General features: G+C 60.9%; 7 protein-coding genes. 4 read left to right on the top strand and 3 right to left on the bottom strand.

The features are described 5' to 3' along the window. Positions 1-203 precede the first annotated feature (203 nt). Entirely contained in the window at positions 204-3170 is a 2967-nt protein-coding gene (locus tag FYK55_RS29525; protein ID WP_201743782.1) for a hypothetical protein, read from the bottom strand. Between the two features lie 1069 nt (positions 3171-4239). Here FYK55_RS29525 and pilM point away from each other — a divergent pair. The 4 genes from pilM to hemB all read left to right on the top strand — a co-directional run bounded on the left by pilM (position 4240) and on the right by hemB (position 11617). After that, positions 4240-6444, top strand: coding sequence for a type IV pilus assembly protein PilM (gene pilM, locus FYK55_RS22420; protein WP_150078853.1), 2205 nt, complete (start codon positions 4240-4242; stop codon positions 6442-6444). Positions 6445-6564: 120 nt separating this feature from the next. Next, positions 6565-8427 (top strand): hypothetical protein, encoded by a 1863-nt coding sequence (locus FYK55_RS22415; protein ID WP_201743781.1) that lies wholly within the window; start codon positions 6565-6567, stop codon positions 8425-8427. Between the two features lie 91 nt (positions 8428-8518). Further along, the gene (locus FYK55_RS22410) at positions 8519-10576 is read left to right on the top strand and encodes a hypothetical protein (RefSeq protein ID WP_150078852.1); all 2058 of its coding nucleotides are present in this window, start codon (positions 8519-8521) and stop codon (positions 10574-10576) included. 39 nt (positions 10577-10615) lie between these two features. Beyond that, the gene (gene hemB / locus FYK55_RS22405; protein WP_150078851.1) at positions 10616-11617 is read left to right on the top strand and encodes a porphobilinogen synthase; all 1002 of its coding nucleotides are present in this window, start codon (positions 10616-10618) and stop codon (positions 11615-11617) included. A 174-nt stretch (positions 11618-11791) separates the two neighbouring features. On the opposite strand, the gene FYK55_RS22400 is transcribed toward hemB, so the two are convergent. Beyond that, complete coding sequence (locus tag FYK55_RS22400) at positions 11792-13102, bottom strand: DUF1552 domain-containing protein (RefSeq protein ID WP_150078850.1); 1311 nt, start codon at positions 13100-13102, stop codon at positions 11792-11794. A gap of 8 nt (positions 13103-13110) precedes the next feature. Then, positions 13111-15609 carry a DUF1592 domain-containing protein gene (locus tag FYK55_RS22395; RefSeq protein ID WP_235908902.1) on the bottom strand — a complete coding sequence of 833 codons (2499 nt, stop codon included), beginning with the start codon at positions 15607-15609 and terminating at the stop codon, positions 13111-13113. Positions 15610-15893 lie beyond the last annotated feature (284 nt).

Raw genomic sequence — 15893 nt, 5'->3', positions numbered from 1 at the left:
GCAAATGCCGTGTGTTCCGCCAGTTTTGAAAACGCGTCGAGCCTCCTCGACGCGTTTTTTTTGTTGGACGAAGCACAAGGAAAGGGGCGACGCCGCGAGACCGTGCTTGGAAACATGTCAGACGCCCGCAGCTGCCGTCTCGATCGCGGCGGAAAGCCACGCTCTGACGAGCGTCGCTATTGACTCGGGCATCCGCACCTCGCTCACACGTCGAAGACGACCACCAGTTCCACGGCTTGGTGGCCACCGAGCGACAGACTGACCACGCCGTCGGAACAACGGACGTCCTCCGGCAATTCTTCCAGCGAACGGTTGAGCCCCGCGTCGTCGAGTAAAAACGCGGCCACGGCAAAGTTGCAAAACTGCAAGCTGACGTTGGCGTGCTTGGGACGTGTTTGAACGACCTGCAGTTGCGCGGCCAGTTTGCCGTCGTCGCGACGCCGGGTCCGGATGTCGGTGATGATGACGTCTTTGGAAGATAGGTGGACCAACCAGGCCTGGTCATTCTTCGGCGGTCCGCTTTCCTTACCAACCGCCAGTCGGATCGGCGGGGCGATGCAAGATCGGGCCAGGGCGACCGGGTTGGGAGCATCGAAGGCGTAGGTCATCCGGAATGTCAACGTTTCGGAAGCCTGCTTCGCGGAGCCACCGGCCTGGTCCGGCGAATCGGTGCTCGCCGCACGGTGGGCCAACCGGCCAACCAGCGTGTCAACGAAACGGTCTCCGACGCGTCGGTGCAGTGGCAGGCCGTGGCCGGCCACCAGCGTTTGTTTTTCCGCTTCATCGATCAGCACCCCCAACGGTGCGACCAGACGCCTTGCCGATGACCGGTGCACCTTGTCACGCACCAGGGAGCGCACGATGCTTCCCTCTTCGGCGACGGCCGTGCGGACGGCAACGTAGTTTTTCCATAAACCTCCACTGCCGGCTGCTTTGGCGGCGTCGGCCGTGGTGCGGATTTCGCCTTCGACGTCCAACAACCGGCTGCCGCGGGCCAGCCGAAATGTCAAACGGTAGCTGGCGAGTGTCGTGTTTTTGTGGCGCAACGTTCCGGTGGTTTCGATGGATCCGGACAACGCATCGGAGTGCGTGATGCGAACCTTTTCACAAACCATTTCCAAGTCGTCGGTCCCGTCCACCACGGCCACCAACTTCATGGAAAGCCGATTGCCGCGCGAGGCGCTGTACACGCCCGCGATGCCGCCGGCGGTATCACTGATTGAAACCGCCATGAACTCGTTCTTCAACACCGCGTCTTCGGCGAGCTGTTTGTTGCCCGAACGCAACCGCTGCAGCAGCCCGGGACGGCGGACCGGTTCGCTGGCCCCGACGCGCGTGAATCCCATCGCCGGCAAGTCGTACGTCACGCCGCAGCGAGTACCGTCCAGTCCGGTGACGTGGTAGACGTAATCGCTGTTGGCCGGGGCGCCGCCGGACAGAACGGTTTGTTCGCGGAGCGGAACGCTGTGGGGATTGAACGAAAGGACGTCGTCCACCGCGTCAGTCGCGGAAGCACCGGAGGGGCGGATTCCCAAGGCGCTGCGGAGGGCATCGGCGACCTGCTCAGGCGTGGACTCCGGATCGGAATCGACGTCCTCCAGCAGTGCGGGTTTGGCCAGCGTCGCGATCGATCGGCTTGTCCTCCGAACCTCCTGCCGCAGCCCCTCTCGGAACTGGTCGGCCAACTCCGTCAGGCCCGGCCCGTCCGGTGCATCGATCTGATCGGCCAGGGCCATCGCCGCTTGCTTGGAGATCGCTTCCAGGGTGCCGGTGTGGTAGGGGCGTTCACCTTCGCGGAAATAACGATCCAGCTTCCAAAGCTTTCCCAGAGCCAGGCACCAGGTGGCGGCGCGACACAGGTCCAGGAAGCTGTCGCACACCCGGTCGGGCCAGTGGACCAGCAGGCCGGTGGCAATTTCGCCGCTGTCGATGGATTCTCCCAAGACCGCGCCCAAGGAAAGGAATGCGCGATCGCTGGCGGCGTCGATCGGCTTGGCCGTCAGCGCTTCGATCTCCGAGTTGCCGGCGGGGACGAGCACCTTGGCTTCTTCCCCGTGGCCGGTTCCGGCCACGAAGTCCATGGGGATCACGCCGCGGTAGCCAAGCGATGCCAGTTTGGGCAGCAGGTCGGCGGGGGTGATTCCGGACAGGCGGCCGTAGACGGTTGGACGCGCACCAACCGCTGCTTCGACCAATTCCATTTCCCTTTCGAGCTGCCGGGTCGCCTGACGGATGGTCAACGCATCGACGGTCGGCTCCGCCGTGGCCTCTGGTTTCACTGGGCCCGCCGTCACTGGGGTGCCCGAAGGTCCACCGCCGGCCCAGCCCACCGTGCCCTGCTGCAGCAGGCTGCGAAACGGTTCGTACAGATCGCTGCCTTCACGATCCGCTTCGGACATCGCCGCGGCCACCGCTCCGTCGATCAGCACATTTCGCGGGGTGGGCAGCACGCCGGAACTTTCATCGCTGGAACCCGAATCCGATTTCAAACGCTGGCACCATCCCGATCGGATCGCTTCTTCCAGGACCTGCGGCGTCAACAGTGTCAGGTCGATCAGGTGGGGATCGGTTGAAAAATAGTGGTCGCGCTCTTCGGACAGGCAGTCAAAAACGTCGTGCAGCGCTTCGGCGGTGGCTTGTCCCTGCCGATTCAGAAACGCCTGCGCCGCCGCGACGATCCGGCTTTGCAAATAGATCTCGTCCAGATTGCTCGTGTACCGCAGCCGTCGCGTCATGATTTGGATCTGCAGCGACAGGTACCCTGCGGCGAAGAAGTCTTCCACCGCGAGCGTCCGACCGTCATGCGTGATCGGGGCGGTTGCCGGATCGTCGTCGGAAAGCTCCAGGGCCGCGAGCATTGCGGTGCGGTCCGCTCCGGTGACCCAACGGCAGGCCGGGTTGGCATCGCACTTGCGCCGGTAGTCGCTCGGAACCTGCTCCAACGATGCGTCCGGCACGACGATGATTCGCGGGCCGTCCGGCGTGGGCGGTGCATCGGCTCGGTACCAAGACGGAACCTGTTCGGCCCGAGCCAGAAGCAGCGGATGCCAAAGCACGGTCCAGCCGGCCAACAGGCTGCGGGCGTCCGAGTCGTTTCCGCCGACCGGGAAGTCCTCCAACGTCGCCGAGGGAATCAGAACGGAACATTCGTCAAACGGTTGAACAGACATCCAAGTGATTGGCGGAGGGGCAAACGGTCAGGAGAATCACGATTGAAGAAGTTGCGTGCGGACGTCGGGGCGGATGCGATCGCGATTGGGGCTGGCGATCAGCCTTCGTGACGATGGGTCGGCTGAAGCGATTCACGAGGACGGAACGTTAGGGGGGAGGATGATCGGGATCGGCTTGGCCAGCAACGCCCCGTAGGCCGGCTCGCCACTCTCGGGCGAACGTCGCTACCTTGCGATCCCCCCAGCCGGTGGCGGTTGTGTTGGGGTGTTGGATCGGCGGGCGGCACGCAGGTGAAGACGGGCTGGCGGGCACCCGACGTGCGAGTTCACCACTGCGAAACAATTTGACGCCGGGGTGGTCGGAGGGATAGACTACTGCAAGGCGATTTTTAAGAGGTTGCCACATCAGTCAGGGTTACAAATGCCAGGCTGGTTGGAAATCGGCGTCTTCATTTCGCTTATCTTTTCGTGACTTATCTGTTCGCCGACTGCCCACGCGGTGGTGATTCTGAGACCTGCCGGGTGAACGCCCGGAACGAGTCGTGGAGCTCACCGTGAAGCCGCGCCCGTCCGTCGGCCGGTTCGTGGAGTTGATTTTGAACCGTTCGATCCCGCTCGCGGGACCTGAAACGGAGCTGCCGTCTTGCCAAGGAAGACTTGAGACTACCGAGGCGATCGTGTCGACCGCGTCCCGGTTCACCACGATCGGAACCACCACGGTCGGAACCGATTGCAAGGCCGGTTTTGCGTGTTGCACCTGGGGCGGGGGCCACAATGAAACAAAAAGAGGGAGTCGCTGCGTAGAAACGTGGAGCCGGCGGCTTGCCTGGAGTACCCTGATAATCTGGAATTTGCGGCAAAACTGGCGATGCGAACCCAATGGGACGCTAGAAATCTGCCACAATTTATCTCGGACCAATTGGGCGTTGTTCCGCGTAGGGACTGATCACAGCGGGACCGATGGCGACGATGGTTCCGATCGTTCCGAATGATGCGGCGTTTCCGCCGCGTTTTCATCGGCGGTTATCCTCGTCGATTCCGACCTTTCTAACTTGTCTAACGTTCAACCATGGCAAAAAGCTCATCCGTCTGGGGAATTGAAATCGGACAAGCGGCCCTGAAGGCGCTGCGATGTTCTTTGATTGACGGCGAGGTCGTCGCGGACGCGTTCGATTACGTCGAATACCCCAAGATCCTCAGTCAGCCCGAGGCGGACGCCGAGGAACTGATTGCCGAAGCGCTCGGCCAGTTGCTCGAACGCAACGAGGGCATGACGGACAAGATTTGCATCAGCGTGCCCGGGCAGAGCGGTCTGTCGAAGTTCTTCAAGCCGCCGCCGGTGGAAGTCAAAAAGATCGCCGACCTGGTGCGATACGAAGCCCGCCAGCAGATCCCGTTCGAACTGTCCGACGTGGTTTGGGACTACCAGATGATGCCGGGCAGCATGATCGAGGACGGTTACGCCTTGGAAAGCGAGGTCGGACTGTTCGCGATGAAACGTGAGCAAGCGTTCCGGCAACTTGCCCCGTTTGACAAAGCCAGCCTGGAGGTCGACGTCGTTCAGCTGGCGCCGATCGCCCTGTACAACATGGTCGCCTACGACCGCTTTGGTGAGCGGTTGGATGAGGAGGTGTTCAATCCGGACGAGCCGCCGCAGTCCAGCGTGGTCCTGTCGATCGGCACCGACTCTTCCGACCTGATTGTCACCAACGGTTTCCGCATCTGGCAGCGCAGCATGCCGATCGGAGGGAACCACTTCACCCGTCAGTTGACCAAGGACCTGAAACTGACGTTCGCCAAAGCCGAGCATCTCAAACGCAACGCCCGCGAAGCGACCGACCCCAAGTTGGTCTTCCAAACCATGCGTCCGGTGTTCAACGACCTGGTCACCGAGGTGCAGCGTTCGATCGGATTCTTCCGCAGCATCGATCGCAAGGCGGAGATTTCCGAACTGCTGATCACCGGGAACACGGTGAAGATGCCGGGGCTGGCAGCCTACCTGGGCAAGAACCTGGGCTTTGATGTGCATGTCCTGGATCGTTTCAACCGCTTGGGCGGCGACGACGTCCTGGCGATCCCGACCTTCCGCGATAACGCCACGACCTTTGCGGTCTGCTACGGGTTGTGCCTGCAGGGGCTGGGCGTTTCCCAGGTGCACGCCAGCCTGGTCCCCCAGGAGATCATCACCGAGCGGATGATCCGGGCCAAAAAGCCCTGGACGTTGTGCGGGCTGGCGGCACTGCTGTTCGGACTGACCGCAAACTTCTACTTCACCCAGGACAGTTGGCAGAAGAGCCACGAAAAGATTTGGAACAAGGCCAACACCGAAGTCAGCAGCATGGCCAGCTACGCGGACCAGCATCGCGAGCAGGACAGCACGCTGGAAAAGAAGTTGACGTACCTGAACGCGGTCGGCGAAGAAATCACCGGTGACGCCGAAGAACGCCTGGTGTGGCTGGAGTTGATCCGCGGCATCAACCAGATCATTCCCCGCGGTGTCTACGAGGGCGTCGAAGAGGGGAAGATGCCCACGCCCAAGCAAGTGCCGTACGAAGATCGCATCGATTTCCACATCACGTCTTTCGAAACCAAGCACTACGAGGACATCGCCCCGTGGTACGAAAAACGCCAGAAGCGGTTCACCGAGGAAAACGCTGACTGGAAGAAGTTGATGGGCATCAAGAAGCCCGAAGGCGACGCCCCCGCTGAGGTCGATACCGGGCCCACCGGCGAAGCCTGGGTGATCGAATTGCAGGGCTACCACTACTACAACAACCCCGAGCGGGTCGGTTTGGACGGCAACAACCACATCCGTCGTTACCTGACGACCGCATTCCGAGACCCGTCGCTGCTGCCCGACGACGTGCAGAGCAAGTCCATCAAGCTGCCCAATCCCAACAACCCTTCGGAGATCGTCGAATACACTCCCAAGGAATTGGGGATCACCTATCCGCTGCTGCTGGACATCGCGGAAACCGTGAAGGATTCGATCCCCAACCCGGACTACGAAGAACCGACGATCGGTGCCACGGGCAGCGCCGCGGCGCCGATGCCCGCCGGGGGAACCGGCGGTGTGATCACCGACGCAAACGGTGAGCCCAAATTCCTGACGCCTCGACGAATGGATTTTATCTTCCAGTTCGTGTGGAACGAGACGACTTACTCCCAACGCGAAGAAGCGCGGCGATTGAAAGCCGAGGAGGAGGCGCAGCAAGCACCGGAGGAAGGAACCGAGGGTGAAGAACTGGATAACTCCGTTGCCGCGAATCCCTAAAGCCATGATTGAGACGATGTGCGCATCGTCAATTCCAAGCGTCGGCCGCACCGCTCAGTCGTTCGGATGCCGGCCACACGACAAGCCTCCTTCTCACCTTTCAATACGCGAACCATCGTCATGGACCAGGTAAAAGAATATTTGGCCGTCGCCATCAAGCACGGATTCTGGATCGGCAGCACCGTCGTCCTGATCGGGGCGTTGGCGGTTTGGTTTCTGTCCACCAGCGATCTGAACAACCAAACGGAAACTCAGATCGGCAAGATCAAGAGTGACGTTTCGAAGGTTTCGCAGTATCGCAGCGAAATGCCCGATCAGCCCAACGATCTGACGCACGAAAAGATGCAGGAGATGATCGACGAGCGCAAGGTCGAGGTGTTGAATGCCTGGCAGAAAGTGTTCGATGCCCAACGCGACATCCTGACGTGGCCGAACAAGCTGCAAGACGAGTTTCTGCGTGAGTTCAAGTACGCCAGGGATCCGGAAACGGGCATCGTGGACACCAACACGCTGAAGCTGCCATTCGAAAAGTACGAGCAGTTTCCGCCCAGCGAGACCGACGACAACGTCAACCCCGCTTTGTTGCGTCGCTACGAGCAGTACATCGGCGAAACGTTGCCCGACTACGCCAAAATCGCGAAGGCCAAATGGACGGCGGATTTTGACGCGGCGAGAAGGCGTGGCGGCATGATGGGCATGGGGATGGAGTCGGGGATGGAGAGCATGGACATGATGAGGAGCGGGGCGCGATCGCGCGCAACGGTCGACATCACCGGTTCCACCGGCGAACCCGTGGTCAAGTGGAGCACCTCCAGCCAAGAAGCCGTGTTGAAGGATCTGTTTCCCTGGCGAGGCACCAAAGAGTATCCCTCCGAATTGGACGTCTATTACTCGCAGGAAAACCTGTGGATCTTGCGTCAACTGCTGCAGATTGTCGCCGCGGTTAACGGTGACGCCCAACAGCATTTCGAAGCGGAGATCCGCGAGATCAAAAAGCTCGCCATCGGCAAAAGTGTCACCTTCGACAACGGATCGATCAGCGATCCCGGATCTCGCGTCCGCGCCGGTTTTGGGATGGGCGGGGGATACGGAGACATGATGGACATGGAGGACATGGGCATGATGATGGACGAATCCATGGGCACCGGAATGGGGACCGACACGGTGATCGAAGTCGATCCCGGGGACGATCGTTACGTCAACACCGCTCTGGAACCGATCACCGCTTCGACCCTCCGCAGCGCCTTCACCAGCAACGATCCCAACCAGGTCGCCATCGCCGTCGCCAAACGCGTGCCCGTGATGATGCACCTGCAAATGGATCAACGAAGCGTTCCGAAATTGCTCGCCGCGTGCGGCAGCGCCCCGTTGATGGTGGACATTCACCAGGTGCGCGAGATGCCCAAAGGCAGTGCCACCTCCTCCGATGCCGGTGGCGGTGGAGGGTATGAAGAGATGATGATGGGCGGCGGCATGGAAGAGGAAATGGGTGGCATGGGAGGCATGGGCGGAATGGGCGGCATGTCAGCCAAGGAGCCGGAGAAGTATCCGTTGGACATGGAAGTCGAGATCTATGGCCTGATTTACTTCTACAACCCGCCCAGCGAAGAGTCGTTGGGAATCGAAAAGGTCACCGACGACGTGTCCATTGACGAGTCGGCGGAAGTTGTCGATCCGCTGCCAAGTCCGACCCCCACTCCGACTCCGGCTCCTCCGGCGACCGACGACGGTTCGACGCCGGCCCCCGAGGCCACTGGCACTCCGCCAGCCGGCACCCCGACCCCGGACGCCACCGGGACTCCGCAGCCCGGTCCGGAGCAGCCCACTCCGGACCAACCAGGCCCAGCTCAGCCTGGCCCCGGCCAGCCCGCTCCGCCGGCCGCGCAACCACCGGCCGCGGCCACGCCACCGGCCACCAATCCGACCGGCGCCGCGCCGACCGGACCTCCGACCGCCATCGCCACACCGGCTGGCGGCAATTGATTGATCCGATCCGACGGTCCGCACCAGGCGAACCGTTCCCCGTCACCTCATCGCGACCCGAATTCAAACTTCTCATCAGCCGGACGTAACCATGGACTCTGACAAGATCAAAGACTTCATCGTCTACAACTTTGAAAAGTTGATCGTGGCGATCGTGATTCTGCTGTCGGCCTACCTCGTTTACGAAGGCATGAACAAAGAGGACATCACGGCCCAGCACGATCCCGATCGACTGGCTGCCGATGCGACGGAAGTTCGACGGCAGGTCGACGAAGACCACAACGAGAACATCATCCCGGACCGTGTTCCGCAATTCGACATCGCACGAAAGCTGGATGATTTTAGCCAAGCAGTCGATCCCAAGTCTTACGCCTTGGATCCCTGGGACCCGGCGTTGTCCGAAGCCAGCCAGGTGCGTCGCGAAGATCCGACCCTCTCCCCGCCGGCTGGCATCCAAACCTTCGGAGTGATCGCATCACTGGCCTATCGGTCGCGCGACGGTGAGTACCCGTTAAGCGAGCTTGAGCCGGCCGAACCGGTTGAAAAGGTGGAGCAAGAGGTCAAGCCGCGCAGCCGCCGTCGCGGCCGTGGGGGCGACGCCATGGAAATGGAAATGATGATGATGATGGAGGGGATGGGCGACGAGGGCATGGGGTATGGCGACATGGAAATGATGATGGGCGGAACACCGACCGGATCCACCGAATCCTCCGGCCCGGTGCGAAAGTTGAATTCGACTGAGCGTCGCGGCGTCACGCCCAAGCAGACCAAAGATTTCATCAACGGTGCTGATCAGGAACCCGTCCCGGGCTTCGGCTATTTCATTACCGGATCCGCGGCGATCCCGCACAAGGACATCATCAAGGCCTACCAGGAAGCCCTTTCCAATGCCGCTGACTACGACCCGATGCGGCGCGACTTCCCCAATTACCTGGACTACGAAGTTCAGCGAGCCGACGTCACCAACAAGACCGTTGACGAATTGCAGGACTCGGATTGGGTGACTCGGGACAACCGCCGTACGACGACGCTGAACGCTGCCCGGTACTGGTCCGGATTTGCTCCGGAGCTGGTGCCTGCGGATTATCGGGTCGACGGGCTGACCATGTGGATCCCGCCGGTGCTATTGGACGACTACTCCGATTTCAGCCTGAATCCGCTGATCCCGATGAAGTCCCAAAGAGAACTGGAAATGGAACAGGCTCAACGGGAGGTGGAGCAGAAGAGACAAGGCCCAGCGATCTTCGATGAAGAAAAGGTCGAGATCGACATGACCGGTCGTGCCTCTCGCAGCTACGGGATGGGCATGGAGATGGAGATGATGGACAGCATGGGCATGGAGTCCGGAATGGAGATGGACATGATGATGATGGGCGGCACCGGCAACGCGATGGCAGGAAAGGCTGCCGAGGAAAACCCCGTCGATTACAAGTTGCTTCGCTTCTACGACTTCTTTTACCTGCGGGGTGCCCAGAGAGACCCCGACGCACCCAAGCGGGGGCACCAGTACGTGTACCGGATTCGGTTCTGCGTCGATGATCCGAACTTCCCCAAGAATCCGGAACTGCAACCCAAGGGCAGCGTATTGGCTCCGGAAGCGTATCAGCGAGTCAGCGAGCTTTCCGCCCAGGCCGCTCAAAACAACGTGCGAGATTTCAAACGTTGGAGCCCCTGGAGTGAGATCAGCGAACCGACCTCGTTGCCGCCGCTGGATCGCGCCGTGGTCGGACCGGTCAAGGCGGACAAAGTGCGCCGTGTGACGGAAAACAACCGGACGGTGGTCGTCGAAGGCGAATCGCCCACGGCTGAGATCATTGCTTCCAGCTTCGACCCGCGACTGGGTGTCTTTATTCCGGTGATCGTCGAGGCTTCCGAGGGAACCGTCTTGGGCCGAGAAGCCGAGAAGGCGGATGTGGTCGATCCGATCACGTTGGAAGTCAAGAAAGTCGAGAATCCGAAGATCGACTCGTCAGCGACGGTGATCGATATCGAAGGGGGAGTCCCGTTGCAGATCATCGAAGATGAGCAGATGCAAGAGCCGGGATTGTTTCTGATGACCGACTCCAACGGCAAGTTGATTGTCCGCGAGTCCGTTCAGGATCAGCAGCGATACCGCAGACAGTCGTTCGCCGAGGATCGTGGGCTGTAACAGTCGCGTCAGCAGAAAGGAATCAGCAGGCCGCTGAATATGTACGAATTCTCTCGCGGATCTTTTCCGCGCACTCGATTGAGGCGACTGAGACGTCACGATTGGTCGCGCCGTCTGGTCGCCGAGTCATCGTTGAGCGTCAACGATTTGATTTGGCCGATCTTTGTGCACGCGTCGACCGGCGCGCAATCCGTCGAAAGTTTGCCGGGCGTCGATCGGCTGGGAACCGACTTGGTGGTGACGGCCGCGAAGCGGGCTTGCGACCTGGGCATTCCAGCGATCGCCGTGTTCCCCGTGACGCCGCCGGAATTAAAGACCGAGGATGGTGCCGAAGCGATCAACCCGGACAACCTTGTCTGTCGCACCGTCCGCCAAATCAAGCAGGCGGTCGGAGACGCTTTGGGCGTGATCTGTGACGTTGCCTTGGACCCCTACAGCATCCATGGCCACGACGGTCTGGTTCGTGACGGCGACGTCGACAATGACGCGACGATCCAGGTGCTTGCCCGCCAAGCCGTCGTCCAGGCCGATGCCGGTTGTGACGTGATCGCTCCCAGCGACATGATGGACGGCCGCGTGGGGGTGATTCGCGATGCGCTGGAGACCGCGGGTCATCGTAATGTCCAAATCATGTCCTACGCGGCCAAATACGCCAGCGCCTTCTACGGACCCTTTCGCGACGCCGTCGGGTCCAAAGGCAATCTGGGCGGCGCCAGCAAGAAGACCTACCAGCAATCACCCGCTCAGTCGCGAGAAGCCCTGCACGAAGTCGCCTTGGATCTCGCCGAGGGTGCCGATTCGGTCATGGTCAAACCCGGAATGCCCTATCTGGATCTGATTGCCGGCGTCAAGCAAACCTTCGCGGTTCCGACGTTTGCCTACCAGGTTAGTGGCGAATACGCGATGCTCGCGGCGGCAGCCGAACGCGGTTGGCTGGACCGCCAGGATGTCGTGCTGGAAAGCCTGGCGGGATTCAAACGGGCGGGAGCCGATGGCGTGCTGACTTACTTCGCACCCGAGGTCGCCCAGTGGATCGGTTAGGCGTCCGAGCTTCCTAGGAATAGGCATGCCAGGCCCGCTGGGCCGACAGCATTCTGCCGGAGGCCTCGGCCGCCGGTGTGAACACCACGCAGTCACCAGCCCCGGAGGGCCGCCGTCTCGGCCTGAAAAAAATCGACCGGGCGCATCGGAAACATTCCGTCCCGCCGCACGCCTTTAAACGGCGTTCGGTTCCAGCCCGGTCATGGTGGACTTGCCACTGGAGAATTCGGCCGACGGGAGTCCGCACTGTTGCAACACCGAGACGAACAGGTTGGCCAAAGGATAATTGTTGTCTCGATCGAAGGCGAGGTGCTGCCCGTGGGCGAAACCGCCGCCGCCGAAGATCACCGGCATGTTGCGGTTGTCATGGCTGGAGGCGTTTCCAAGGTTGCTGGTCATCAATACCGCGGTGTTGTCCAACAGGGTGCCGTCGGTTTCCTCGATGCCGGCCAGGGATCGCAGGAAATCACCCCACGCCCCGACGATCTGTTCTTCGATCAGTGCCAGTTGGGCCAGTTTTTCTTCGTCGCGACCATGGTGGCTAAGTGAGTGATATCCCTGCTCGACCCCTTGGATCGGGACCTTGATGTTGTTGCCCGGCAAGTGCAGCGAAATGAATCGCGTGGAATCGGTCCGCAATGCCAACTTCATGATGTCCAGCATCAAGGCTTGGGATCCGACCATGTCGTTGGCATCCAACGGCTTGGGCGGTTCACGATCGATCTTGGGCTTGGGCAACTTGGCCCAGCGTTCGTTTGCGGCCATCCGCTGCTCCAATTCGCGGACGCTGGTGAAATAGGCATCCAGTCGGTTCCGGTCATCGGCCCCCAGTTCGCGTTGCAGACGCTGCGCATCGTCGTGGACGATGTCCATGATGCTGCGGCCGTTGCGAATCCGCTCCGCCTGCCGCAACCGTTCTTGCTGCGTATCGTCGATGAACAGTTGGGCAAACAGGCGACTGGGCGAGCTCTCAGCCGGGATCATCGCCCCCGTGTCGGTGTACGACGGGCTTTGCGTCCCACTGGTACTGAGCACCAACGACGGAAACCGAGTTTCATCGCCCAGGTGTTTCGCCAGGTACTGGTCGACGGAGATGGTATTCCGCGCACTGCCGCTGTTTCCGATCGGGGTCGCGGTCAGGATGCTCGCCTCGGCCCGGTGTCCGTTGGAAACGTCCGGGTGGCTGCTTCCGGAGACGACCGTGAACTGATCACGCAAATCTTGCAACGATTGCAGGTAGCGCGACGCTTCGTACGATTTGCCGGGTTGCTTAGGAAACAGGTTGTCACCGAGCAAGCCGAGTCCCAGGGAGACGGAGACGAAACGCCGCGGAGTCGAGGGGCCCGAAGCGGCACCGGCTGCCTGCATGGCCGACAGCCAAGGCAGTGACATGGCGACACCGCTGCCCCGCAGGACTCCGCGTCGCGAAAGTCGCGGGCGGGTCGTGTGGAAGCGTCCGAAGCGGAATCGATTTCGTTTGCGCATCACAGATCTTATTGGTTGAGGAATGGTTGGCTGGTGACGACGGCTTCGATCAGCGAACGAACGCCGTGTTGCTGTTCTTCGGTTTCAGCAACGATTTCATCCAACGCTTTTCGGTCGGCAAAAGTCGGTTCGCGACCGGTCGCGTAGGTGAGCACCTTGGCGGCGAAGTTTCGGGCCACGCGATCGTGATCGGTCGCGGCCAGGTCGCGAAACTCCATGAACGAGTCAAACTCACGTCCATCGGCAAGTTGGTAAGCAGAATCCACCTCGGGACCTTCCTTCGACGAGCGTTTGTTTCCAATGCGGTATCGATCGCGCCATTGGCCCGCGGCGTTAAAGTGCTCCAAGGCGAAGCCCGGCGGATCGATCCGGGAATGGCACGCGGCGCACTCCACTTGCGAGCGGTGCTTCTCCAGCATCTCCCGCACGGTGGTGGTGCCGCGGGTGTCCGGTTCAATCGCGGGGACGTTCTCTGGCGGGTCTGGAATGGGCACACCCAGCAATCGATCGCAAACCCAGACGCCGCGCACGACCGGTGAGGTGTTTGTCCCATTGGCCGTGACTTTCAAGATGGCTCCCTGCGTCATCAGCCCTCCGCGTCGCGGATGATCGGCCAATGAAACGAGGGTCCACTGAGACGGTTCCAGCGAACAGTCAATGTCGTAGTATTCCGCCAGTCGATTGTTCAGCCACGTGAAGTCGGCGTCGACCAGGTCGCGGGCCGGTCGGTTCTCAACCAGCATGGTATTCAGGAACCGACGCGTCTCCTCCAGCATCGCGTGCTGCACGACCTGATCGAATTCACGGAAGCGTCGGCGGTCGGGTTCGGTAAAGTCGATGTCAGCCAGATCCAACCATTGGTCGGCAAAGTCGGTGACGAAGTGCTCCAGGCCATCGCCTTGCAGCAACCGACGGGTGTGCTCCATGATCGTCTGCGGGTCGCGAAGCTCACCGCGATCGGCAGCCTTGCGGAGTGCCGCGTCGGGCATCGAACCGGTCAGCAGGTAGCTCAGACGGGTCGCGACGGCGTGGTCGTCCAAGCGGCCGGGGTGTTCCTGGAAGTAAACGAATCTGGGGGAGCAGAGCAGGGCGCGGTAGGCCTGACGCAAGGCCTGGGCGGAAGCGACGCCGTTCTCCAGCGCCACGTGCAACGCCTGCTCGTAAGGCCGCAACTGCTCGGCGGACACCGGCTGGCGAAAGGCCCGATCGGCGAAACGTTTCAGCTGGCGATTCAGATCGGCTTGCGGCGCTTCGCTCTCGAGTTCCCACCGCTTCGATTTCTTGTCGAATCGCACCTTCAGATCGCCGAACAAACTCTGTCGCACATCACTGACTTCTCCGCCCGGGAAGACGCGGCGGATCGAAAGCGAGTGCATTGCCAACCCGGGAACGTCTTGCGGTTCACCTTCACCAAACCCGACCTGCCCGCCCTGGAATCTCGCCTTCTCCACCATGCTGTCGGTCACCGTGATTTCCAGCATGTGATCGGCTTCGATCCAGGCGGTGAAGTGATACTCGGCCGGCGTCTCGGTCGCTTCAAAACTTCCGATCCAACTCATCAGCGGTGCGCGCGAAACGCACTCGCCGCTGCGGACCGTGCACCACAAACCGCGATCTTTGGGCAGCTTGATGGCGGAAGCGTTCAAGGTGATGTCGTACCAACCCGCATCGCGCAAACGGCTGTTGGAGATGCGTCCGTAAAAGGACATGTCGCAGGCCCAAACGACGGCTGCATCTTGACGCATTTCCGGATCACGATTGCGTTGCCCCTTGCGTTTGTTTGCGATGCGTTCGGGCGGCATCTCCAGTTCCAGTCCTGCGGTTCGGTCCTCGGCCCGCTCAAAGGCCGCATCCAACGCCGCATCAACGACCGTCAGGTGATCCTGCAGGTAGTAGTGCGACATTGCCTGCGCTTCAGCGATGTTTCGGAACCCTTCGGTTCGTTGTTCCTGTGGCATCAACCGGCGAAGCGGAATGTCGACGGACAACAGATCGCAGAGCGTGTTTTCCAATTGCAGATTGGTCAACCTTCGTGAGGGTACCCTGCCCTCCCGGGCGATCTGCTGCGATTGCGTTTGGTCCAACCACTGGAAGGTTCGTTTCAAGAATTTTGCTTTCTGTTTTGCGTCGACCTCGCCGTAGTCATCCGGTGGCATTTCTCCGTCGTTGACACGATCAAAGACGCGCACCCAGTGATGCATCGCCTTGGGATCCGGTAGGCCGTGGGCGCTTTCGCCCAGAATAACGTCCAGTCCGAATCCACCCTCGCCGGAGTCGCCGTCATGGCAATCCAAGCAGTGTGTTTGAAGAAAGTCGGCGGTCACCTTCGGCGGCATGACTCCCGATGGAAGCGAGTTCGGCGCAGAAGTGCTGTCAGTTTGAGACTCGGGCTCTACGGCGACCAGCTGGGTGGACCAGGCCACCAGCATGACAAAGATCAGCCAAGCGATGCCGATGCGAGTCGCTTCGACATCAGCACGAAGGCCGATCGATTTTGTTCGGGGCAACGGCTGAAGCGTGAAGTGGCGGTGCCGGGGCATCTCGGAAACCGGTCGCCTAGGGTCGTCGCTGGGCGCATGGACGAAGTGGCACTTCATTGATGGAACAACGATTCTTCAAGGTGGGATAGGGTGCGCCATGTTTCGGCGTGACGTTGCGGTTCAGGCGGCGACGGATCACGCATGACAGGTCAAGACTTCTGCAGTCGCGACCTGGCGGCGGAGAACCGTGTCAGCACAGAACTGTGTCAGCACAGAGCCATGTCAGCACAGAGCCACGCAGCACTAAGCCG

It is taken from the genome of Roseiconus nitratireducens, assembly GCF_008629675.1.
GTDB lineage: Bacteria > Planctomycetota > Planctomycetia > Pirellulales > Pirellulaceae > Stieleria > Stieleria nitratireducens.
The sequence above is the reverse complement of the archived record's forward strand: the minus strand, read 5'-3'. Positions and strand labels throughout refer to the sequence as shown.